Source organism: Pontibacter qinzhouensis, assembly GCF_008017455.1.
Taxonomy (GTDB): Bacteria; Bacteroidota; Bacteroidia; order Cytophagales; family Hymenobacteraceae; genus Pontibacter; species Pontibacter qinzhouensis.
The window spans coordinates 17,517-42,143 of record NZ_VRTY01000018.1; the positions used below are offsets into that span (position 1 = coordinate 17,517).

Sequence of the window (24,627 nt, forward strand, 5' to 3'; positions counted from 1 at the left end):
ACATGTTTGACGAATTGCCTGCTGCACAGACTAACGTTGGAGAGCCGGCAGAATACCAAATAATTATCGGAACATAAATTATTTACATGATGTCTAAAACAGAAAATTCACCAGTTCTGGCAGTACCAAAGCCTCACCTGGCGGTAGAGCCGGTGCCGAAGGAGGCAACAGCTGCGACCGGACCGCAGGTACCAGCCTGGCAAGCGTACGAAAAGTTAATTTTCAGGATAACGTTTATCTTCTTCGTTAGCCTTTGCATTCCCAATAGTGCCAGTTGGTACAAGCACATGGTGTCGATTGATTGGGCCAGCCTGCACTACCGCGACTTGTACGACATTGCCCGCTTCGGCTCCGGTATCGACTTTTTCGGGAACACGCTGTTCGGCAGCAGGCTCAACGGATATGCCAACTGGATTATCACGTTTCTTGTCGCCCTTGCCGGTGGCTTCATCTGGACGGTAATAGACAAAATCAGGAAGCCTTCGCCTTCAGATTATAACCTGCTCTACTACTGGCTGCGTACCATCGTGCGGTATCGGGCAGGAATCGGTATCATCGGGTTTGGTTTTACCAAAGTGCTGCCTGTGCAGATGCCTTTCCCTTCGCTAGGACTGCTGGAAACCAGTTTCGGTGATTTAACGGCGCAGAAAATATACTGGCTCTCCATCGGTATTGTGCCCTGGTACCAGATTTTTGCAGGCGTGGTAGAGGTAACGGCAGGTACGCTGTTGCTTTTCCGCCGCACTACCACCATTGGAGCTATATTGCTTTTCGGTGCGCTGGGCGATATTGTGTATGTGAACTTTGCCTACGATGGCGGAGTACATGTGTACAGCTCCTATTTCGTGCTGCTGTCAGCTTTCCTGCTGGCACAGGACGTGCCGCGGCTGTACCGTCTCTTTATTCAGGAGCGCCTTACCGTGCCCGTTAATTTTTATCCTTCCTTCTCCAAAAAATGGCAGCAGTATGCCCGGGTGGGTATAAAGGCGGGTTTGCTGTTTGTTTTTCTGGGGCTGTTCTTTTATTACCAGCTCATCAATTTCCTGTACGACCCTTACAAACAGCCTTCTACAGCTGGCGTAAAAGAGTTGCGGGGCACCTTTGCCGTGTCTGAGTTTCGCCTCAATAACCAGCTCATCCCTTACTCGCCACTGGACACGGTGCGTTGGCAGAGCGCCACGTTCGAGAACTGGACCACGCTTACCTTTAAGGTGAACCGCCCGGTGCCGCTCGATCTGTCGAATGGCGGAGGCTCCCCGATGCGTGACATCAACCGGACCTTTGAGGTATCTGGTGTTGGCGGAGGGCAGCGGGTATTCCACTACTATGCCGACACTATTGAGAATGTGCTGTACCTGCAGGATAAATACTTTCCGTTTCAGGGTCGCCGCAACAGGGTGGCCAACGTGCGCAGCGACGGAGGCCAGAATAACCTCAGCACCGATAAAAACCAGCAGGCCGGTTTAGCCCTGAACGCAGCCGATTGGATACCAGCCACGGCTTGTGCTAACATTGGCGACGAAAATAAGGTGATCCACCCGCTTGCCGCCTCCACCAGACGTGACCGGGAATTTGCCGAAGCCCAGAGAAACGAGGAACGCAACCGGATGGTGTTGCACTACAAGACAACAGATGGCAACAGAGTTATTCTAACGGGTATCAACGAAAACAGCGATTCCCTATATGTAGTGCTCGATAAGGTAAACAGGAAATACGCGCTTTCAAAAAGTACGCTGCAGGCCGGAAAATATTGATTGGTGAGATAGTCAATGTTAGAAAGGGGATTACGCCGGCGCTCTGCACCGGCGTAATTTAACGTAAAATAAATAGGGAAAAACCTTTAGAAAATGATGGGCTACTTTTCTCTTTGTTTAAGACAATCGGAATTTCTGTCTTTTTACTGGTAGTTTTTTCTTAAGTAAAGCTGTTAACATAAATTCAGCAGCTCCTAAATGAAAACTGATAATAAATGCTTCTATAAGGACCATTAAAGCACCTTTTCAACATTTCTAATTTTGAATTTCTGATTTTTAATTTGGCGAAGCTCCTAAAGCAGCTCTTTTAAACTATAATGTTATCAGTACCAAACTTTTTAAAGCGCGTGAGAGGATCCGGGAATAGAAGCTTACTGCTCTTGATGCCCCTCTTGCTGCTTTTTGCCTGCAGGAGCAGAGATGCGGCTATAGAAGAGCTTCAGAACAGCCGTGATGCGGCAGCCATAGCCGAAACAGAAGACTGGCCGGCCACTTTTGGTTTCGGCAAAGCAGCCACAGCAAGCCAAATCGCCTTACTCGACACGGATGTGCGTCCAGACGGGCGGGGGCTGCCTGTCGGAAGTGGTGACGTAGTGACAGGCAGGAAACTTTATGCAGCCAAATGTGCTGCCTGCCATGGCGCCACCGGCACCGAAGGTCCTTTCGACAAACTGGTTACAGCAGCCGGTGCAAGAGGCAACAATGGTAAAACGATTGGCACATACTGGCCCTATGCCACCACGCTCTACGACTATATTAACAGGGCGATGCCCTTTAATGCTCCCGGCTCTCTTACACCTGATGAAGTGTATAGCTTAACCGCCTACCTGCTACATGCCAACAATATATTGCCAGCAGATGCCGTGATGACAGCACAAAGCTTACCGCAGGTGCAAATGCCGGCAAAAGAACGCTTCATAACAGACGACAGAAAAGGCGGAGCAGAGGTACGTTAAAGTTCAGTAAGTTGATGAAGGAGGTAGCAGTAGCTTTAGATTTTTGAAGCCGAATAGAAAAGCAGTAAATGAAATTTGCAGCGCCTCAAGCAGCTGCGATTAATATAAAACACAAAGTACATGAACGATGATCTGGTGAAGCTGAAAGAAGGGGAAGAGCCGCTTTTCTACCGGAAAGTGAGCCGTCGCACCATGCTTGGAGGGGCGGCTACGGCTGCCCTGGTGCTGGTGCAATCTGCCGCAGGCAAGGTGGTGCAGGCAGGTTTGCCGGAGGCTGCTTTCACGGCGGCAGACCCTACTAAAATACAGGGGCTGCCGCCTGGTGAGGCAGGACAGAAATCGCCTTTTGAGCAATTGGTACGCCTGCCCTCCGACACGTCTTCCCGCACACCGCTGCAGGACCTGCACGGGATGATAACACCGTCCGACCTGCACTTTGAGCGCCATCATGCCGGAATCCCAGCAATAGATCCTGCCAAATACGAACTGGTGATTCATGGGATGGTGGAAAAGCCCATGGTCTTTAAACTGGCCGACCTGAAGCGTTTTCCAGCGGTTTCCAGAATTTGTTTCCTGGAGTGCTCCGGCAACTTCCGCACCGGCCGTGAAAACATGACACCCCAGGAAATCTGCGGCCTGACAAGCCAGAGCGAATGGACCGGCGTGAAGCTGTCGACGCTATTCCGGGAGGTGGGGGTGAAGCCGAAGGCTACCTGGTTCCTGGCAGAAGGTTCCGATGCCGCCGTAATGACCCGCAGTATTCCCGTGCGCAAAGGCTGGGACGATGCTTTAATTGTATACGGCCAGAACGGCGAAGCCATTCGCCCGGCGCAAGGCTACCCGGCCCGCCTGCTGCTCCCTGGCTGGGAAGGCAACACCAGCGTGAAATGGCTGCGACGCATAGAACTGTCGGATCAGCCCTTTATGACACGCGAAGAAACCTCGAAGTACTCTGAGCCTGTGCGGGATGGTAAAATCAGGCAGTTCAGCTTTGAAATGGATGCCCGTTCTATTATCACGTTCCCTGCCTATCCCACGCAGCTCGATAAAGGATGGGTCGAGATAAGGGGAATTGCCTGGAGCGGGCGTGGCAAAATAAGACAGGTGGAGGTAAGTACCGATGCAGGTAAAAGCTGGCAGTGTGCTCGCCTGCAGGAGCCCGTGCTCGACAAGGCGCATACCGTGTTCCGGCATTTGTGGGAGTGGCGGGGCGGCGCAACCGAAATTATGAGCCGGGCTACCGACGAAACAGGTTACGTACAGCCAACGCTGGCGCAACTGCTGGCTGCCAGAGGAGAGGACATGGGTGGTTACCATCTCAACCCCATTACAACTTTTGTGCTAAAGCGAGACGGACAAGTGCTGTTTAAGCCGGAAACCTGGAGATAAATTTAGATTATATTACATAAAGTAAGAGGTCACAAGTAGTAAGATACCAGGCTTAAACGTGTGATACAGCTGGGTAATAAGTATCAGGACAAAATTACATTAAACTTTAATACATAGGAATTAATGGTTTAATCTATTGAATACAAATGATTTATGGATAAAAAAGACGTGTATCTTATGTCGTGATACTTGTGTCCTTTTACTTATTAATTTAAAAGAGAATATTTTGCAAAAATACGAATACGATGCTGTGGTAGTGGGCTCCGGACCAAACGGATTAGCGGCTGCCATAACCTTGCAACATGCCGGACTGTCGGTGTTGCTGCTGGAAGGTAAAAGTACCATAGGAGGTGGCTTACGAACAGCAGAGCTTAATCTGCAGGGCTTTAAATACGATGTGTGTTCCGCTATTCATCCGCTGGCAGCGGGTTCGCCCTTTTTCCAGAGCCTGCCATTGCAAGAGCATGGTTTGCGCTACATTTATCCGCCTCTTGCCGCGGCACATCCTTTCGATGGAGGCAAAGTGGCTACATTAGGAAAATCGGTGGAGGAAACGGCGCAGCAGTTCGGGCAGGACGAAAAAGCCTACCGGGACCTGGTGCAGCCACTGGTGCGGGACTGGCCTGCTATTGCCCCCGATGTGCTGGGGCCGTTGCCTTTCCCGAAGCACCCTTTTGCCATGGCCCGCTTCGGACTGAAAGCGTTGCCTTCTGCCCTGCACATTTCAAAGCGATTTGTAACAGCAGAGGCCAGAGGACTGTGGGCAGGCATGGCAGCACATTCCATTCAGCCGCTTTCTCACCTCACTACCTCTGCTATTGGGCTGGTGCTGATGGCGGCCGGGCACCTGCGGGGCTGGCCGGTGCCGAAAGGAGGTTCGCAAAGCATAGCCAATGCACTGGCATCTTACTTTACATCGCTGGGGGGCAAAATAGAGACAAACCAATACATACAGTCACTAAGCCAGTTGCCGGCGGCAAAGGCTGTGCTCTTCGATGTAACACCCAGGCAACTCCTGAAAATTGCCGGTAACCGGCTACCTGGCAACTATAAAAATCAACTGGAAAGGTACCGGCACGGGATGGGCGTATACAAAGTAGATTGGGCGTTGAGCGAACCTATTCCTTTTTCTACGGCTGCCTGCCGCCAGGCTGGCACGATACATTTAGGGAACACACTTGAAGAAATAGCCGCTTCGGAGCAGGCTACGGCACAGGGGAAACACCCGGAGAAGCCATTTGTTTTGCTAGCCCAGCAGAGCTTGTTCGATGCTTGCCGGGCACCGGTTGGCAAACATACTGCCTGGGCTTACTGCCACGTACCCAACGGATCTACAAAAGACATGACAAAGGCTATTGAGCAGCAGGTAGAGCGTTTTGCGCCTGGCTTCCGCGACATTATTATGGCCAAAAGCGTGAAGAACACGATTGAATTGGAAGCCTATAACCCCAATTACATCGGTGGTGACATTAACGGGGGCATCATTGACCTGGCGCAGCTCTATACCCGGCCTACCTTAAGCTTGTCGCCTTACCGCACGCCTGTTAAAGGCTTGTATTTCTGCTCCTCCTCCACACCGCCTGGTGGTGGCGTGCACGGCATGTGTGGCTATCATGCAGCTAAAACTGCATTAAAAGACATTTTTAAATTAAAACCGACCATTCCATTAGCTGCTGGCTGATTTTTCATGAAAAACCAGTCTCTAACTTTCTAACATAAAGTATCATGTCAACAATACAAACACAAGTACCCATTATCAAAAAAAAGTTTGTCCTGCACGAAGACTGGGCCGTGGTGGTGCTCGGCTTCCTGATTATTCTGCTGGCGATTGGCGGGCTGCTGCTGCCTGAGCCGGATTGTAACTGGCAGAACCACAGTGCATTGGTGGAAACCGTTCTTGTTCCGGCCAATTTGCTGGCTGTTTTTTACCACTTCCTGTATGCATTCGGTATAGCGGTGCTGGGTGCGGTGTTAACAAATAAATCGTTTCGGAGTATTCTGGTTGTTTTCCCTGTTATTTATATGCTCACGGTGGTGGCATTGGTGCTGGCCGGAAATGCGCAGGTAAAGAACCTGAACCTGGAGGCCGTTATTTTTGCGCTCTCCATTGGGTTACTGGTTAGCAATTTGTTCCAGTTGCCCGACTGGTTCCGTTCGGCGCTCTCAACCGAGCTTTTCGTAAAGATCGGCCTGGTGCTGCTGGGAACCAGCGTCATTTTCTCCGATATTCTGAAAGCCGGTTCTCTGGGGCTGATTCAGGCATTGGTGGTGGTGCTCTCGGTATGGTACTTTGCCGCCTGGCTCTGCCGCAAACTGAAAGTAGATGATGAACTCACGATGATGATTTCCAGTTCCGTCTCCATCTGTGGTGTTTCGGCCGCGATTGCTACCTGCGGCGCTATAAACGGCGATCCGAAGAAGCTTTCATATGTCATTTCCATGGTGCTGATTACGGCCATCCCGATGATGATTTTTATGCCCTATATTGCCCATTACTTTAACTTTCCGCAGGAGGTGACCGGGGCCTGGCTCGGAGGCAGCATCGATACAACCGGGGCCGTGGTGGCATCTGGTTCCCTGGTAGGAGAGGCGGCGCTTAAAATAAGTACAATCGTGAAATTTTCGCAGAATGTACTATTAGGCATTGCGGCTTTCGCCATCAGCATCTACTGGACCTACACCAAAAAAACCGGCCCGGACGGTGAAGTAACAAAACCTACGCTTGGCCTTATCTGGGAGCGTTTCCCTAAGTTCGTGATCGGTTTTGTGGTGGCGTCGCTGCTGTTTTCGTTTGTGGTGCCAGGAGAGGTGAACGAAGCCATAAAAGGGACCCTGAAGAGCTTGCAGGGGCTGTGGTTTGTGCTGGCTTTTACCAGCATCGGGCTGGAGACCAACTTTAAAGACCTCATCCAGAAGAACAGCAGAACACCGTTTTACGCTTTCCTGCTGGCGCAGCTGTTCAATATCTTCATTACGTTGATTATCGCTTTTTTCCTTTTCGGTAATATGGAGGCAGGAGCTTAGGAGCCTCGCTAAATTGAAAATTAGAAATTCAAAATTAAACATGCTTCTAAAAGGTGCTTTCATGGCCCTTTTAGAAGCATGTTCACCAGTTTTCAAGTGAAATTTGCTGATTTGTTATGACAACTTTACTCAGGAATCGGGTTGCGACAAAGTGCACAGTTTTCATCTGAAACAGCTTTAGAGCGACTCCGCTTACCTGGGTTAAGCAACGGCATCAGTGGCAAAAATGCCTTCGGAAGGCCTTTTTCATTAGAATAATTTAGTTGTTGGTTGTTAGTTGCTGATTGTTGATTTGGAGACGGGGAAATTCTGATTGATTGGGTGAATGAAAAATTCACTCATAACTCTTTAAATTCTGATTTATACAAACATGACCCCGTAGCCTCAGCCCTTGCGGCTGATCATGACCCCAAGCTGGAGCAACAGCAGAGTCGCATCTGAAAGATCCATTTCATTAGAATAATTCAAGTTGCGATTTACTCATGTTGCAAATCCGGAAAGGTAATCCTCGCCTCTTTGTTCTTGTAAAAGTAGCTCCTCAATAAATTTAAGAATCAGCTTTTCTCAATAATCAAGTAGAAATCAAACTGCGTAAAATAAATCGCAACTGGCACAGTTTAAATTGCACTCCCTCTTTAAGTGTGGTTAGCGACAGGCTTTTTTATTTTTTCTTTTATTTCTTCTATAGTTAATGGTGGATTTTGTCTATGTAACATTGAATGACAATTGGAACAAACTGGTCTTAAATCTTTGATTGGGTTAATTTGATAAGTCTTTCCAATGTCTGAAACAGGAATAAGATGATGAACATGAATAAAACCCTTCCCTATTTCTCCATATTTTTCTTCAAAATCAAATTCACATATGCAACATATTGTTTGCCAATATTCTATACATTTTTGCCTTGCTCTAGCATTTCGTTCATATGTATTGACAATGATTGTCCGTTTCAATCCTTCTTTTAAAGTTGCCTGTTCATCAACTGGAATTTCCTCCGGATAATATTCTTCTCCAGTTAATCCTGTTTCCTCAAGTGCTTCTTTTAACTCTGGACGCAATTGCCAAATAAAAAAGGGTTTTTCACTCCAACCGTTAAAGAACAAGTCCCATATTCTAACTGAGCCATCTTCTCGTTTATGAAATGCTACTTCATATTTTTTAGCTATCCTTTTTCCTAAACGTATAATTTCTAAGTTTAAAGCGCTTGATGTATTTTTGCCTGTATAGCCTAATATAAGCCCGATTTGACTTGCTGGTGCCTTGTGTCCTTCAAAGGAATAGAGTCCCTGAAAAATTGCTATGTCAAGATCAATCATTAGTGCCTTATCAAGAAGTATTTCAATCCACTGTAATTTTGTCAATTTTGTTACCATCGATTATTCAGTTTACCGCTAACGGATTTGGCACTTAATGTGAACAAAGCATAGCCGAAGTATATATTATGTGCTGGATCAGGCAAAGGAATTTTACCAAAGTACTTCGATAGGATATTTTGCTATATTGCAATCCTTTGAGATGATTGCCAGATGGTCAACGATACATTGTGCAATTAATATTCTATCAAACGGGTCACCGTGTATAAAATCTAATTTAGCAACTTTTAAGGCATGCTCAAAAGTAATTGGAAGTATCTCAAATCCGTTTTCAGCAATCATATTTGCTAAATCAGAGAATGCCGCAAGCTCAAGCTTTCTTAAGCTAATTTTTATCGCCATTTCCCACAGACTGGCAACGCTTATATACTTGTCGTTCGATTCCTCTTCAATTGCGGTTCTTGCAGTTTTAGAGAGTTGCTTGTCCCCGTTCAAGAACCAAATTAAGGCATGAGTATCTAGTAAAAAACTTGTGGGCATAATTTATTAGGACAATTACAACTTAATGGGTTTGGGACGCAGTAATTTAGTATAAGCGACTACTCCGTATATTCCTTGAAATCATTAAGTGGTTCATCGAAGTCAGGAGACATCTTGAATTGTCCTTTTGCATAGCCGAATTTGGGCTTCTTAGCTTTAACAGCTTTCTTTTTCTTGCTTAAAAGGAAATCAACAAAATCATTTACTTCTGCTTTAAGTGCAGGTGGAAGTTTACTTAATTTTGTATAGAGTTGTATTTCTGTCATGGCATATTAAATAGAGTTATACTTTAAATTTACGAATTTATTACTTTTCAGATATGATTATTTGTTTTTGCCTAACATAGTCATTGGATTAGCAAAGCCTTTAGTTTCGATCTACTTATCCTGTCAAGAAATATTAAACAACTGGTATCACAAATAATTAACTGATGTTATCCAAAGGTCAATTCAGATTAAAAAAATAAAAATTTAGAATAAGATTTTGAGGAATAATTATTTTATGTATATTTGTCTACTATTCCTATAGACATAAAATATTTTATCAGATAATTGTTTTATAGGCGATATGGAAAATAAAACTTTACACCAATTTAATTTGGCTCCTGCAGCTCTTCATCTTAGGATGTTTATTTATGTAGTGGATTCGATATGTTGTTGATTTTCAATGAATTTTGTCCTGAATACATAAGCTGTTAATCAGGATAAAAACAGCCTAAAAAGCTATAGAATGCGCCCTGGCGCTACTTTAAGCAGATAAAGCAAGTGGCTCTATCTGGAAATCAAAATCAACAAAAACCAAACATCAGAAACCATGCATACCTTCAATATACAATTCGATTCTAAAAGTTATTTTTACCAAAAAGCACTTGCTAACCAGGTTACCACCCAGGGCACCCTAGCTGTGGCTCAAAATTTCGACCTGCAGGAGCTGAACAGGCAGTTTTACTGGAATGCGAAAGGAAGTCCTATTTTCTTCGCAGACCGGTTGGCGCAGGCACGTTATAAACTGTTTCAGACACTAGTGAAGAAGGGGCAAAATATACTGAGTCTGAACGCCGATAGTGAGAAGTGGACAGAATTTTCGCGTTATACTAAACGCGGATTTGAAATACGGCAATTCAAGCCTGGTTATGCCACCAGCTACACCGAACTGGTAGATGAGCAAACCAGCCTTATCTACCTCGCCACTATCGGCGATGACCTGTCGGTGCCAGACTTCCAGAAAGTAATTCGATTTGCCCACGACCGTGGCATAGTGGTGGTGGTAGATAATACGGCAGGCGCAGAAGGAATTCTGTTCGACCCGATAACCTGGGGAGCCGACTTTGTGCTCTCGAACCTGTTGCACTGGCACCCGGATATTAAGCTGCAAGGGCATGTGGTGGTTCGGTCTTCCAGTCTTGTTGTAGGCCAGCCCTGGGCAAAGCGCTCTCCTTATTCAGCAGAAAATAAAGAAGAAGGAAAAATTATTCCGTTGCCTACCAGCAGCTTCTGGCGCGAAAACCCGAACGAGGTGGACCGGATAAAAGGTAAACTTTCTGCTACGCTGCAGCTGGCGAAATGGCTTGTCGCTTCGCCTCACACAGCAGCGGTGGTATACCCAGGCCTGGCTGCGCACCCCGACCACTTTAACGCGCTCAAGTTCTTCCGCAATGGCTACGGCAACCAGCTGTTTTGGGAAGTGAAAGGAGATAAACCTGCCTTCAGTCTACTACAAAAGCAGTTCCTGGGAGAACCGGTGCCGGGCGTTAAAATAACTCCGGTTAGCGGTAAAACTGTCTTTAAGATTGAAGTCAGAGAAAGTAATCTCAAAACCATTACTGATGCCCTGCAGCGGGCTTTCACTAACCTGGATAGCATTTCAGCACAACAGCGCCAGCCTGAAGATGGACAGCAAGCAACCGACGTTCAGTTACATAGCCCGGAGAGCCAGGAAGCCATGGCAAGTGTAGAGGCACCCGGTATTTGATGTTTTGCTACCAGTTAACAGATTCAGTTTCAGAGGTTGTTTAAATTTTGTTATGTAAGCGGAAGTCAGTCATAAAGGGTGTTGTTGAAGTGGAACTGAAAGGATTCAGGAGCAAGACCTTTAGGGGTAATTTGCAATGCAAAAGATGAACTAATAACATGCTCTTATCGAAAACACAAAACTATGGCCTTACAATTTGGAGATATTGCCCCTGATTTTACGGCAGAAACTTCGTTGGGCACCATCAACTTCTATGAGTGGCTCGGAGAGTCCTGGGGCGTACTGTTCTCTCATGTTACTAGTTTCGCGCCTGTTTACACCAATGCGCCCGGCAAGACAGTAAACCTGAAGGACGAGTTTGAGAAGCGCAACATAAAGATGGTGGCGCTTAGCACTGATCCGCTTGACTCGCACCAATACTGGATTCAAGGCAAGTACATGACACAGGAAATGGAAATAACTTATCCGGTTATCGCTGACCCCGACCAGAAAGTGGCACAGCTTTATGGCATAGCTCCTCACAACTCTCCTGGCAAGCTGCCAGTCAGGTTGTTGTATATAATCGGACCTGATAAAAAAGTAAGACACACGATTACCTCGCCAGCCTCAGTTGGCGGTTGTTTTAACGAGTTGCTCCAGTAATAATCTTGCTCTAATATAATCAGGTAAGTTGTATTCTGGTTTAGGATCAATTATTTGAATGAAAACGGCCTTCCGGAGGCAAAAATAGATTTTAGATGCCAGACCTTTTGTTTAGTTATAAGTTAAAAGTTATGAGTTAAAACTTTGCTTGAATTGACCTGGGCTTTCTTATGTTTAACCAACCATTTAGCAATTTAACAATCAACTATCAGCCACTAACAACCAAATTATTCTAATGAAAACATACTTCCATATCTGCCTTCGCTATTGTTGTAACTGCTGACTCTCTTCCATATACCTTTCTTTTGGTAAAACAGCATTTATAATTTAACTGATATGAATAGCCAGATTTTAGTACTCGAAAAAGAAACAACAAGCATCGATACAACCCCGCTCATTTTGTTGCACGGACTGTTTGGCAGCCTGAGCAATTGGCAGAAAGTAGAGTCCGAGTTTTCAGCACACCGGAAAGTACTGGTGCCGGAACTGCCTGTTTATGACCGCAGCCTGCGCAGCAGTAAACTAGATAAACTGGTGACTTTCCTGGAGCAGTACATAGAGCGGCAGGACCTGGACAAAGTGGTGCTGGTAGGCAACTCGCTGGGTGGCCATTTAGCCCAACTCTATACGTTACGCCACCCCGGCAAGGTAAAAAAATTAGTGTTGGTAGGAAGTTCCGGCCTCTACGAAAACTCTTTCGGAGGTACATTTCCGAGAGTGAAGGATTTTAGCTACATCCGCGAACGCGTGGCCTATACCTTCTTCAAGAAGGAGCATGCCACCGATGTGCTGGTACAGAAAGTGTTCCAGACGCTGCAGATTCCTGCCAAAGCTTCCTCTATTATTACGTTGGCACGGGCTGCGCAAACCGAGAACATGGCCGAATACCTGTCACACATAAAGATTCCGGTATTATTGCTCTGGGGAGTGCAGGACGAGATAACCCCGATCGAAGTGGCGCACCATTTTCACAGGCTGTTGCCCAACGCCACGCTTCGCCTCATAAACGAATGCGGGCATGTGCCTATGGTGGAGCAGCCGGAGCAGTTTAACCAGTATTTACGGGTGTTCTTGGAGGGCTAAGTGCTGCGCCAAATTAAAAATTAGAAATTCAAAATTATGAATGGCAGGCAAATGCTATTTTTCCTGATTCTGTAGGCTGAAGTCGTTTCTAAAAATCAAATCGAAGAAGCACTAAGTACATTCAAGTAAGTTTTGTCGATTAATTAAGGTTCAAATCTAAGTCCCGTTCCCTGTCCCCCGACAGGGAACCATTCCAGGGAATATATGCCAGCAAAAAGTACTTCTGTCAAGGATAGAACTGGTAGTTAGAAGGTCAGATTGCAGCAGCATTAACAGCCGAAACATCTCTCGGAAGGTCTTTTCCCCCGAAATAATTTTAGGTAAGGCAAGTTATAACAAGCACCCTGAAACCGATAGCTTCTACTTTAGTAAATGCAGCTATGAAATTCAATTATTCTGGCTTTGCCCTACCTGTTTTCTTCCCCTGTCCGGTACTGGAATGCGTATAATATGCATAAAATCATAAAACAAATAGCGGCTCCAAAGACTGCGACACAATTTATCGGAATCTATATCGCTGAAAAAATAAAAAGTTGTGTGTCGTGCTACGTGTGTCGTTTTTCCCAGAGCGATACAATTCCTGATTCCGATAAGTGAAGTCGCAGTTTATATGATGCTCCTGCTGGCTTTGAAAATTTCTTAAAAACAGCTTATTTATGATTGCGACAAGCGGTATACATATAGCGATAGTAGGCGGCGGTTTAAGTGGCACGCTAGCAGCTTTACGTCTGTTGCAGTCAGCAAAAGAAGGTACAACTATCTATCTACTGGAAAAGGAAGAGGAAAAGCTGTATAGAGGCGTGGCTTATAGTAGTAAATTGCCGTTTCAGCCGCTGAATGTGCCTGCTTCCTGTATGAGCCTTTTCCCTGAGAAGCCTGTTGATTTTGCGGATTGGCTGATTAAAAACCAACCCCACTACAACTTAAATTTGCCAGAGCAGCATATTGCTGATGCATTTATACCCCGGTTTATATTCGGTGATTATGTGGCGCAGCGGTTAAAAGAAGCTGAAGCAGATGCCTTAGCAGGCGTGCAATTGCGGCAGGTAAAATCAACTGTTCTTTTTATAGAGCCAAACCCATTTACCGGAGTATGCTCGGTGCGGTTGAAAGATGGAAGTTTAATTAAGGCGCACAAAGTGGTGCTGGCTCCCGGAAATCTGCCGCCATTAAATGTGCCCATCCGGAATATGGCATTTTATAGTAGCGACCGTTATAAAGCCAGCCCCTGGGCAGCCGATGCCTTGGAAGCATTACCAACCGATGCTCCTGTTCTGCTTATTGGGTCCAGCCTCACGATGGTAGACCTGGTCGGGAGCCTGCATGCCAGGGGGCACAGCGGCAGGATATACGTTGTTTCCAGGCATGGGATGCTACCGAAAGCCTACAACCTGGGTGCTAAGCCATTAAAGCTCGCACCTTTACCAACCATTGTCTTTGATACAGTAACCAATGCGCTTCGGTATGTACGTGAAACAGTAGCCGAAGCTGCTGCAGATGGGTATACCTGGCATAGCGTGATTGATGCCCTGCGCACTGCCATTCCTGTTATTTGGCAGAGATGGCCGATAGAGGAGAAGAAACGGTTCCTGCGGCATGTTCGGCCTTTCTGGGAAGTGCACCGCCACCGGATGCCCGACAGTTCTGCCTTGCTCTTGCAGCAATTGCAGGAGCAAGGCCAGCTTGTTGTACTGGCCGGAACACTTGAAACCATAACATTAAGCGCTGATACAGCAAAAGTTGTCATCAGGAAGAGAGGGCAGCAGCGCAATGAAATAATTGCAGTAGCGCGTGTAATAAATTGTACAGGTCCGTTATGCGACTATATCAAAAGCACAGATCCACTTTTACGTCAGTTACTTAACCAGGGCCTCATTAAGCCAGATATGCTCCGGTTGGGATTAGAAACTACTGCCGAAGGAAATTTAGTTGGAGCAGATAATAACCCGAACTATAACCTCTTCACACTGGGGCCGCCCCGTAAAGGCATGTTATACGAATCAACGGCCTTGCATGAGATCCGCCAGCAAGCAGTTGCCCTGGCAGAAGCGATACTGGAAGAAGTTGAAGAGCGGAAGAAGGAAGTTTAGCTTTGAATTTCAGCTCATATAGACGTCGACTTAACTTCCCGGAAATCAGATTTGTACTGCCATCTGCTACAGGACACAAGACACAGGACTTTTTTCATAATTCTGTTGAAATGGAACAAATCAAGTGTTGAATTCTGATAAATTCTGTCGCTGTATATAATGTTGATCAGTAATTTTACCACTGTAAGGATGACCAGGCTACAGTTCTTAAACAAACAGCGCCAGCTTTATTTGAGCACCAGATAGCTATATTTCAGAGGTTGAACTCCTTATTATAATTAATATATGAAATATAATTTGGATATGCTTAACAAGTTTGTTTTATTTGCATACTAATTCTATAGACATAATGTTTATGAAATATAAAAACACATCAACCTTATTACTAGCGTCAACAGTAACTACTGTGGCCGGGCGGCTTTATAGTCGTTGTTGTTAATTAATCCCTTCCTTGTTCCCCGTACACTTTACCTTCCACCACCATCTCTAACATTAGCTTAATCTTTAGCTACATCTTACTTTCTAACCCAAACCCATTTTTTGTAAATAAATATATACAATTATGAAGAGTCAAAGCCAGTGCTGCTAGAAAACTAAAGGCATCCGGATAAAGTTATGCCGGGTTCAGTTTCAATTATTCTAATGAAAATGCTCCTTTTGGAGGATTTTGAGATGTTAGACACTAGCCCCTAGATATTAGATGCTAAGTATCAGGACAAAATTACATTACACTTTAAGACACAGAAATTAATAGTTAAATCTATTGAATACAAATGATTTATGAATAAAAATGTCATGTGCCTTGTGTCGTGATACTTGTGTCCTTTTACTTAGACCCTTTTATAAATTGAGGATTTATTCTCTGCCTATTTCCTAATCTTCACATCTCCAATAAACCATTTAACCATTAAACAATTTAGCAATCAACAACTAACAATCAATAATTAAGACTGGCAAAGAGATAGTTGCCAGCAAAAAAAAAGCTTTCCCTTTTCATCGCCTCTGGAACAGGCAAAGAATCGGGAAAGCCGGGAAAATTAACTGCAACCAAATTTAAGTAAATTATGAAAAGACTACTACAAAAAAGTAGCCATATATTGGTATTGCTTGTACTTTACCAATCAAATTCATTGGCCTATGCCGCAAAACCTTCCTTAAACCTCTCTAAAACTAAAAATATTGTTACACCTGCCGTTGAAGTAAGAGAAAATATAACGGGCAAAGTAGTGAGCGCTACCGGCGAACCACTGCCGGGCGTAACAGTTCTGGTAAAAAATACCAACCTGGGAACCACTACAGGTGTAGACGGTAGTTTCGAGTTGGCAGTTCCTAATCCTACCGATGTGCTTGTCTTCAGCTTTGTTGGCTTTGCTTCCAGGGAAATTCCGCTGAACAATCAAAAAACCATCCAGGTAACCTTGCAGGACGATTCAAAAGCGTTAGGCGAAGTAGTAGTAGTGGGTTACGGCACACAAAACCGTAAAAGCCTGGTTGGTGCTATTGTAAAAGTAGATCCGAAAGAAACGACACAAATACCGGTGGCAAGTTTCGATGCGCAGCTGCAGGGAAGAGCCGCAGGCGTGCAGGTAAATACGTTTTCAGGTACTCCGGGAGAGGGCGTAAAAGTACAGGTAAGAGGAACAGCCTCCATCAATGCCAGCAACGATCCTTTGTATGTAATTGATGGGGTACTTGTAAACAACAACCCGCTGTCGACTATCAACCTCGGCGGAAAGCAAACATCGCCGCTGGCAGACATAAATCCTGCCGATATAGAAAGTATAGAAGTTCTGAAAGATGCCAGCGCTATTGCCATTTATGGCTCCATGGGCTCGAACGGGGTTATACTGGTTACCACAAAAAGAGGAGAGTACAGTACCGGCAAAGCCAGGTTTAACCTCGATATTTCGCAGGGCTGGCAGCAGGCAGACAGAGGCAGGCTTTGGGAATTAACCACTGGTCCTGAGCACGCCATGCTGGTAAACGAGCAGTGGGTAAATTCAGGGTTTGATAACCCGGCATTAAACCAAACGTATGCCAACCGGCCGTTCCGGCCTGCAGCTGAGGTTATAAACGGTGTGCCTGGCCGGGGAACTCCCGAAGAACAGCACACCTACGATAGGATGGGCCGGGTTTTCAGAACAGCGCAGACCAAAAATTATGATCTTAATGTGCAGGGAGGCAGTGAGAATATCCGGTATAACATCGGGGCAGGCTACACAAACCAGGAAGGTATTCTGAAACCGGCCGAATTTGAGCGTGCCAGTTTTAAGCTGAACCTGGATACAAAGCTTAGCAGCAAAATAACCTTCAGCTCCAGCAATGGCGTTTACCGTTCGTTCAGACAACAGGTAAGGGGCGGAGCCGGGCAGCAGGCGGGTCATTTGCTGGCAGCGCTGCATCACCCCACCTACCTGCCTTTAACCAACGAAGACGGCACGCTGGCAAGGGGATCCATTTACGAAAATATCGATAACCTGACCAATACCGATGTTACTAATATTTCTACCAGGAGCATCCGCTACATAGGCAACCAGTTTGTAGAAGTCCATATTGTGCCGGGCCTGCGCTTTAAATCTTCTGTTGGGTTAGATTATAACTATTATAATGAGCGTGAGTTTTTTAACGACCAAACCATTATTGGCGGCGCTCCGAATCCTCCCGGGTATAAGCATGAGGTCTTCACTAACCTGGCTGTTTTTCAAAACGAACAGACGCTGTCTTATACCAAGAGTTTACTTGCTAATCATAACATAACAGTGCTGCTGGGCAACAGCATTCAGAGCAGCACCATTAATGTGGCCTCAGAAACCGGTTCGGGCTTTCCTAATAATTCATTTCAGCAAATTTCTGCAGCGGCTAACAGAACAGCTGAGCAAAGTAAATCCATCTCTACCATCGCGTCTTTTTTCGGGAGGGTAAATTATAACTTCAGCGACAAGTATTTCCTGGAAGGCACGCTGCGGGCAGACGGCTCTTCAAAATTCGGCTCTAACAACCGCTGGGGATATTTCCCGGGTATAGGCGCTTCCTGGCGAATGAAACAGGAAAATTTCCTGAGCAATGTAGACCCTGTCTCTGAATTGAAATTAAGAGTAAGCGCCGGATCGGCAGGCAACCAGAATGGCATCAACGACTACGCATCGCGCGGGCTATGGTCTGGCACCGCCCAATACCCCGATAACCTGACCAGCGGACCCAGAGCCGGTATAGCCCCCTCACAACTGGAGAACCCCGATTTGAAGTGGGAAAAAACAACCACCTATAACGCTGGCCTCGACCTGGGTTTATTTAACGACCTGGTGATGGTAAACATTGACGCTTACTATAAATATACTACCGATGCCCTGCTTTATTTGCCGGTGCCATTAGCGACTGGCTATGGAAGCACGCTGGCCAATGCCGGAGAGGTAAGTAACAAGGGAATTGAAGTAGCCCTTTCGACCATAAACATAAGAAAGAATGATTTTGAGTGGAGTACGCATTTCAACTTTTCCAGAAACGTAAATCGTGCCGAAAAGCTGATTAGCCCCATTACATTCGAAGCACGCGAGTACAGAAGAACAGAGGAAGGCGCTGCTCTTGGAAGTTTCTGGCTCTACAAGCAGCTTTACGTGGATACTGAAACCGGGAATGCCGTTTTTGATGATGTAGATAAGGACGGGAAATTAACACAGGCTGACCGCCAACTGCTTGGCAACCTGATCCCGAAATTCTTTGGCGGCCTTACCAATACCTTTTCTTACAAGGGCTTCGATGTAAACGTGTTGCTTACTTACCAGTACGGTAACTCCGTCTTTAACTTTAACAGGTATATACTGGAAGGCGGCGGTACAAGAGATGCCTCCCGCTCCATTCTGAAAAGCCAGCTGGACCGTTGGCAAAAACCCGGCGATATAACCAGTACTCCACGCGTAACAAGTGTAGGCAACAATTACAATATAGAGCAGAACAGCAGGTACCTGGAAGACGCTTCTTTTATCAGGGTTAAAACAGCTTCCCTGGGTTACAACTTGCCCGAAAGAGTTACAGCACGCCTGGGGTTAAACAGAGTCAGGGTATATGCCCTGGGCACAAACCTCTGGATTGCAACCAAATATACCGGGGCTGATCCTGAATCTTCGGGTAGTGCCGGGCAAAACCTTGACGGGTTGGATACTGCTACTCCGCCTCAACCCCGTGGACTTCAGTTCGGTGCCAACATTTCATTTTAAATTCAAGATCATGAAAAAGATATCTATAGTTCCGTTGCTATTCCTGTTTAGCTTTTTTCTATCGTCCTGCGAAAATTTCCTGGATGTAGAATCTTTCGACAAGGTGTCTGACGCAAATACCATTTTTGATAAAGCATCAGCAGAAACAGCCGTAAGGGGTGCCTACCGCTCTCTGGCCAGTTCCAATTACAGCAGCGGTTTCCAGAACACTATTTTGCAATCTGGCGGCGATGTACGCTCATTAAATAATGCGCAGACCGACCTGAATGTAATTAATTATGCCTTGCGGTCAGACATTGGGTTTGTGTCTACTTATTGGGGCAACTTCTACAACACCATAAATAGGGCGAACCATGTCATCGAAAAAGTGCCTTTGGTGAATGACGTAGCCCTTACTGCCGATTTGAAAAACCAGCTTTTAGGGGAAGGATATTTTATCAGGGCCTACTCTTATTTCGATCTGGCCCGCGTGTATGGTAATGTGCAGCTTTTTTTTACCCCTACCAAAGTGGTTGCAGACAAACTAGGCGTTGATAAAAGTCCGCAGGCAGTGGTGTATGCGCAGGTGCTGGCCGACTTAAACAAGGCGGAGGAGTTACTGCCACTAACGGTCGTACGAAACAGGGCCACCAGGTATACGGTGTATGCCCTAAGAGCCAGGCTGCATCTTTATCAGAACAAATTCGAGGAGGCAGAGCAGGATATCAATAGCATATTGGCCAACAATAACTACCGTTTAATCAAGCCTTTTAACCTGGCAGCAGGTACAACAGAATCTGTGCTGGAGTTTTCTTACAGCGTAAATGATCTGAACGCCGGCTATGGTTTATGGAACACCAGCAACAGGCAGCTGGAGCCCAAAGCGGAACTGCACAACCTGTTAAACGATGAGGCAGTGGGCGGGGGCAGAAAGATTCTTTCTGTCAGAAACGCAGCAGGCCAGTTTATTGGCGGCATCTACCCGACCAATACAGCTGCAGCCTATGGCATCAGAACAGCAGAGCTTTACCTGATCAGGGCTGAAGCACGTGTCAAAAAAGCGAACCCGGATCTGGCCGGCGCTCTCAGCGACCTGAACCTGGTGCGGGACAGGGCAAATGTGGCAGCCAGTACTGCCGCTACCAAGGATGAAATTGTGCTGGCAATCGAAAATGAGCGAAGGGTGGAATTTGCGTTAGAGCCGCACAGGTGGTTCGATATTGTGAGAACAGGCAGAGCGCCTGCAGTTTTCAATTTGAACGATTCTAACAGGTACATTTTCCCGATACCAGCGGGAGAGATTCTGGCAAATTCATCCTTAACGCAAAACCCCGGTTACGGGAATTAACCGATTCGTTTCTACTTAATCGTTTTAAGATATGAGCTCTATAGATTCAAAACCGGCTGGTTTTAGCTGGAGAGAAGTGTTGCGCCATTTCGGCAGCATTGCAAAGCCAAACCAGGTGCATCAGGCCTGGAAGCCCTGGGAACGGGTCCTATTTCGTTTCGTTTTCATATTACTTTCCTTACTCGTGCTCCCGATTGACTGGAAGTTTTACCGCGACCTTTTTTCAGTAAACTGGGCACAGCTGCATTTTCATGAGTTGTTTACCTTAACCAAATACCAGGTACAGTTTATTCCGCAGGAGCATTTGCCTGAGTCAGGAATCGGGGCATTCGCCAACTGGGGAATTGCACTGCTTGTTGCGGTGGCAGGCACTTTGGCCTGGAGCACCGTCGATAAAAAGCGGCAGGAATACACCGTGCTTTATTATTGGCTTCGGGTGGTGGTGCGCTACAGGCTGGCTATTGTATTAACAGCTTATGGCTTTATTAAACTGTTTCCTTTACAGATGCCTTACCCATCGTTAAGTAACCTGCTCACGAACTATGGCGATTTTTTTGCCTGGAAAGTATATTTCCAGACAGTCGGGATTGCACCCAAGTACCAGTCGTTTTTAGGCTTTGTAGAGATAGTTGCTGCGTTCTTACTGATTAACCGGAGAACCGTAACATTTGGTGTAGGCCTGATTTTCGGTTTCATTGGCAATGTAGCGGTCGTAAACGGCCTTTACGATATTGGTGAGCTGACCTTAAGCAGTCTTATCGTGTTGCTGGCCGTATTTCTGTTTGTGTATGATATACCGAGGTTATATAATCTCCTGATTAAAGAGGGACCGACCTATGCGAATAAATTAATTCCGGACTTCTCTGATGAGGTATTACGCAAGATGAGGTTGAGTTTAAGAACGGCTTTCCTGTTTTTTGTGCTGCTCTTCGGCTACAAAACCTTCGATAACTTTGTAACAGACCCCTATAAAGTGCCTCATACGCCGGGTTTGGAAAACGCCTATGGCTACTACAGTGTACAGGAGTTTGTTCTGAACCGGGATACTATTCCTTATTCCAAGACAGACCCGAATCGCTGGCAGGATGTCGTGTTTGAAAAATGGTCGACCTTGACTATTAAAGTGAACCGCCCGGTTAAAATCGATTTCACAAGTGCAGAAGCTTTTCATGAACACGACATTGACCGGAACTATGAACTGGCCGGCCATGCAGGCCGGCACTATTTCTATTACGAAGCAGACACGGTAAACCAGACGCTCTTACTTCAGAACAAAAACAGAAACCACCGGGATGAAAAGCTGCAGCTGACCTACAAAAGGCCGGATGAGAATACGCTGGTGCTATCCGGAAAAAACGAGAACAACGATTCCATTCATGTGGTGCTGAAAAAGATACACAAGAAATACATGATGTTTGAAGGAAGACGAAAGCCTGTTAAAATATAAAGAAAAGGAATTGGGAAACATCTAACCAGAGCGCATCATGTCAACAAAACAAATACATATTGAAGCTCCTTATAAGGAGGAGATTTCTAGTTCTTTCACTTCCTTAAAACAGGGCAGGAGACCGGGAGAATGGACACAAATACAGAAAGTAGCCTTCCGGGTAGCGTTTTTATACATCCTGTTTTTGTGTATACCCACTTACCCCAGGTTTTATACACATTTATTCGGGCTGGAATTCTCAAAAATAACCTATCATGATTTTCAGAGTGTTGTAGCATTCTGGCCGCCACAGATTATTCTGATAGAGTCGGAGGAGGGTGTTTTTGGGTTATTGAATTACATTAACCTGATTCTCGTGTTTATCGGCGCTGTGATAGGGGGAGGCATCTGGACCATTCTCGACAAAAAATCAACGCAGTACCGCAGCTTATATTACTGGATTCGGGTGCTGGCACGCTACCGCCTGGCTTTCGGCATGGTTGGCTGGGGATTAAAAAAAGCGTTTCCGATGCAAATGGTCTACCCAACAGAAGGTATGCTGAATACGCCTTTTATCGATTTTGCTGAAAAGAAGCTGTATTGGTCGCATGTGGGCATCTCGTTTGAGTACACGGTTTTCCTGGGCTTTGCGGAAATCCTGCCGGGCCTGCTCTTGTTGCATAGGAAAACCTCTGTGCTGGGGGCAGCTTTAGCGGCGGTAGTAACATTTAATATCTGCATCGCCAACCACGCCTACGATGCCGGTGTGGCAGTTCCGGCAGCGTATTTTGCTATACTGGGTATTTTTATTGCCTGGTACGACCTGCCTAACATCTGGAACCTGCTCGTAAAAGAAAAAGACGTCCTGAAGCCTGATCGCTATAACCCGGTGTTTACTCAGAAATGGCAGAAAACGTTGGTGAATACATTAAAATGGACTTCGATTTTCCTTTTTGTGCCTGTTGCGGCAGCGATGTGGGCGTATGGCTTTTTTAACGGGAATAACTACAATATACCAAGCACGGCAGGTCTTGCCGAAACAAAAGGCCTGTATCAGGTAACGGAGTTTCGCCTGAACAACGAAGTGGTACCTTACTCCCCAACAGACTCATTAAGGTGGCAGGATGCCATATTTGAAGACTGGTCTTCGCTGAGCTACAAAACAAACAGAGCCGCAATTGCCGACCGCATGATCGGTTACTCGCCGCTACGGGTAAAGAACGATAAGCAGAACACGACGCTGAACCAGGTAAATACCCAGGACTCTGATAACCTGGCCAAAGCAAAAAAGAATCGTGATCTGGGTGTTACCCGCTGGGAAGTAGGAGGGATGGCCGGTGAACGGCGCTACTTTTTTTACAAGGCCGATACAGTAAACCAGGTTTTGTACCTTCAGAATAAAAATAAGAACCATGCCGACGAAACGCAGGTATTGCATTACAGCAGGCCCAGCACTTCACGGATTATACTGCGTGGCCTGAACGAATTTAACGATTCGATTTATGTAGTTTTAGATAAGCAGGCTAAAAAGTATCCGCTGGTAGAAGGAAGGCAAACGCACTTACAAGAATTTAAGGAGGCCGGGTTTTAAGTTAACTAACTGATGTTACGCTTAAATTAAACATTTGAGGAAACGTCCCCCTTTGAAGGGGGTTAGGGGGATGACTCACAGTCTGCAGAAAATTGATGCTGTTCAGCCAGTAGTGCAAATCTTATTCTCAGAAGTAAATCATCCCCCAACCCCCTTCAAAGGGGGACAAAAAACTAATGCGTAACATCAGTTAACTAACCTGCTGCTGTACAGCAACCTAGAGGTACAGCAGCGGCATAGAAGCCTGAAAAGCAGCTTTTTCATTAGAATAATTTGCGTTAGATTCTAACAAACAACTATTTATCATTAGGCAATGAGCGTAACAGCAGTTATTAATTGCCAAACCTGAATACTTAAATAACATGAAGCAAAAAATAGTGATTGCCGGTGGTACAGGCGCATTAGGCAGTGCTATAGCCCAACGGTACTATAACTCCGGTACAGATATTATCATACTAAGCAGGACGCTAAGACCGGCAGATAAAAATATCAGGTACGTGCTCTGGGATGCGAAAACGCCCGGCGATTGGACGCAGGAGTTGGAGGGGAGCACTGCTGTCATTAACATGGTAGGTAAGTCTGTTAATTGCCGGTACAATGCAAAAAATAAAAGAGAAATCATAGAGTCGAGAGTTAACGCTACGCTGGCGCTTGGTAAAGCCATTCAGGGTTTGCAACAAAAACCGGCCGTATGGATTAATGCAGGTTCTGCCGCCATTTTCGGTAACTCAGGCGATGAGATTAAAGATGAATATTCCTTAACCGGACATGGCTTTTCGCCTGAGGTTTGTAAGCAGTGGGAGCAGGCTTTTCATAAAATCGCTATTCCCGGAACCCGCAAAGTATTTCTGAGGATAGGCATGGTGCTGCAACCCGGAAAAGGAGTGCTGAAGCCGTTCGCAAATTTGGCAAGATTCGGTTTAGGAGGTAAAATTGGTTCCGGAGAGCAGTATATGACCTGGATTCATGAAGAAGATTTTCTAAACCTGGTAGAATGGCTTATCAATTATGAAGTTTCCGGTATTGTTCATGGTGCCAGTCCTTTTCCTGTAAAGAACCGTGATTTTATGCAAGCCATCAGGGCTGCACTCAAAGTGCCTTTCGGGTTGCCTAATCCTGCTTTTCTGACTCGATTTGGCGCGGTATTCATTGGCACAGAGGCAGAGCTGGTACTTTCGGGCAGGAGAGTGGTTTCCAGCGTGCTTGCAGCCAGGAAATTTAAATTTAAATATCTTGAAATTGAGCAGGCACTTACGCAGCTAATGAAATTGCCCGAAAAGATTTAGCTTTTGCTGCTAAAGCATAAC

17 protein-coding genes are annotated in these 24,627 nt (G+C 45.9%); 14 read left to right on the plus strand and 3 right to left on the minus strand.

Features of this window, described 5'->3' with window-relative positions:
* The first annotated feature begins 86 nt into the window (after nucleotides 1–86).
* From FVR03_RS06575 to FVR03_RS06595, 5 genes are all read left to right on the plus strand, one after another.
* On the plus strand, nucleotides 87–1,754 hold the full coding sequence (locus FVR03_RS06575; protein ID WP_255474096.1) for a hypothetical protein: 1,668 nt from the start codon (nucleotides 87–89) through the stop codon (nucleotides 1,752–1,754).
* A gap of 383 nt (nucleotides 1,755–2,137) precedes the next feature.
* Nucleotides 2,138–2,710 carry a c-type cytochrome gene (locus FVR03_RS06580; protein WP_147920987.1) on the plus strand — a complete coding sequence of 191 codons (573 nt, stop codon included), beginning with the start codon at nucleotides 2,138–2,140 and terminating at the stop codon, nucleotides 2,708–2,710.
* A gap of 120 nt (nucleotides 2,711–2,830) precedes the next feature.
* Nucleotides 2,831–4,099, plus strand: a complete 1,269-nt coding sequence (soxC, locus tag FVR03_RS06585) for a sulfite dehydrogenase (RefSeq protein WP_147920944.1) — start codon at nucleotides 2,831–2,833, stop codon at nucleotides 4,097–4,099.
* A gap of 226 nt (nucleotides 4,100–4,325) precedes the next feature.
* A complete protein-coding gene (locus FVR03_RS06590) occupies nucleotides 4,326–5,780 on the plus strand; it encodes a phytoene desaturase family protein (protein ID WP_147920945.1) in 1,455 nt (484 codons plus the stop codon).
* A 44-nt stretch (nucleotides 5,781–5,824) separates the two neighbouring features.
* Nucleotides 5,825–7,123 carry a YeiH family protein gene (locus tag FVR03_RS06595; protein WP_147920946.1) on the plus strand — a complete coding sequence of 433 codons (1,299 nt, stop codon included), beginning with the start codon at nucleotides 5,825–5,827 and terminating at the stop codon, nucleotides 7,121–7,123.
* Nucleotides 7,124–7,758: 635 nt separating this feature from the next.
* Here FVR03_RS06595 and FVR03_RS06600 read toward each other — a convergent pair.
* From FVR03_RS06600 to vapB, 3 genes are all read right to left on the minus strand, one after another.
* On the minus strand, nucleotides 7,759–8,484 hold the full coding sequence (locus tag FVR03_RS06600) for an HNH endonuclease (protein ID WP_255474097.1): 726 nt from the start codon (nucleotides 8,482–8,484) through the stop codon (nucleotides 7,759–7,761).
* Between the two features lie 105 nt (nucleotides 8,485–8,589).
* Nucleotides 8,590–8,976 carry a type II toxin-antitoxin system VapC family toxin gene (locus FVR03_RS06605; protein WP_147920948.1) on the minus strand — a complete coding sequence of 129 codons (387 nt, stop codon included), beginning with the start codon at nucleotides 8,974–8,976 and terminating at the stop codon, nucleotides 8,590–8,592.
* A gap of 59 nt (nucleotides 8,977–9,035) precedes the next feature.
* Complete coding sequence (gene vapB, locus FVR03_RS06610; protein ID WP_147920949.1) at nucleotides 9,036–9,242, minus strand: type II toxin-antitoxin system VapB family antitoxin; 207 nt, start codon at nucleotides 9,240–9,242, stop codon at nucleotides 9,036–9,038.
* A 547-nt stretch (nucleotides 9,243–9,789) separates the two neighbouring features.
* Between vapB and FVR03_RS06615 the strand changes: the two genes are divergently transcribed.
* From FVR03_RS06615 to FVR03_RS06655, 9 genes are all read left to right on the plus strand, one after another.
* The gene (locus FVR03_RS06615; RefSeq protein WP_147920950.1) at nucleotides 9,790–10,947 is read left to right on the plus strand and encodes a PLP-dependent transferase; all 1,158 of its coding nucleotides are present in this window, start codon (nucleotides 9,790–9,792) and stop codon (nucleotides 10,945–10,947) included.
* Nucleotides 10,948–11,130: 183 nt separating this feature from the next.
* Nucleotides 11,131–11,589 (plus strand): redoxin domain-containing protein, encoded by a 459-nt coding sequence (locus FVR03_RS06620; protein WP_147920951.1) that lies wholly within the window; start codon nucleotides 11,131–11,133, stop codon nucleotides 11,587–11,589.
* Nucleotides 11,590–11,925: 336 nt separating this feature from the next.
* Nucleotides 11,926–12,672, plus strand: a complete 747-nt coding sequence (locus tag FVR03_RS06625) for an alpha/beta fold hydrolase (protein WP_147920952.1) — start codon at nucleotides 11,926–11,928, stop codon at nucleotides 12,670–12,672.
* A gap of 656 nt (nucleotides 12,673–13,328) precedes the next feature.
* Entirely contained in the window at nucleotides 13,329–14,762 is a 1,434-nt protein-coding gene (locus FVR03_RS06630; protein WP_147920953.1) for an FAD/NAD(P)-binding protein, read from the plus strand.
* 1,064 nt (nucleotides 14,763–15,826) lie between these two features.
* Nucleotides 15,827–18,976, plus strand: a complete 3,150-nt coding sequence (locus FVR03_RS06635) for a SusC/RagA family TonB-linked outer membrane protein (protein ID WP_147920954.1) — start codon at nucleotides 15,827–15,829, stop codon at nucleotides 18,974–18,976.
* Between the two features lie 10 nt (nucleotides 18,977–18,986).
* Entirely contained in the window at nucleotides 18,987–20,303 is a 1,317-nt protein-coding gene (locus tag FVR03_RS06640; RefSeq protein ID WP_147920955.1) for a RagB/SusD family nutrient uptake outer membrane protein, read from the plus strand.
* A 31-nt stretch (nucleotides 20,304–20,334) separates the two neighbouring features.
* Nucleotides 20,335–21,750 carry a DoxX family protein gene (locus FVR03_RS06645; protein WP_255474098.1) on the plus strand — a complete coding sequence of 472 codons (1,416 nt, stop codon included), beginning with the start codon at nucleotides 20,335–20,337 and terminating at the stop codon, nucleotides 21,748–21,750.
* Nucleotides 21,751–21,787: 37 nt separating this feature from the next.
* Entirely contained in the window at nucleotides 21,788–23,320 is a 1,533-nt protein-coding gene (locus tag FVR03_RS06650) for a hypothetical protein (RefSeq protein WP_147920956.1), read from the plus strand.
* Nucleotides 23,321–23,682: 362 nt separating this feature from the next.
* Nucleotides 23,683–24,606: a TIGR01777 family oxidoreductase gene (locus tag FVR03_RS06655; protein WP_147920957.1), complete on the plus strand. Its 924-nt coding sequence runs from the start codon at nucleotides 23,683–23,685 to the stop codon at nucleotides 24,604–24,606.
* The last annotated feature ends 21 nt before the right edge of the window (nucleotides 24,607–24,627 follow it).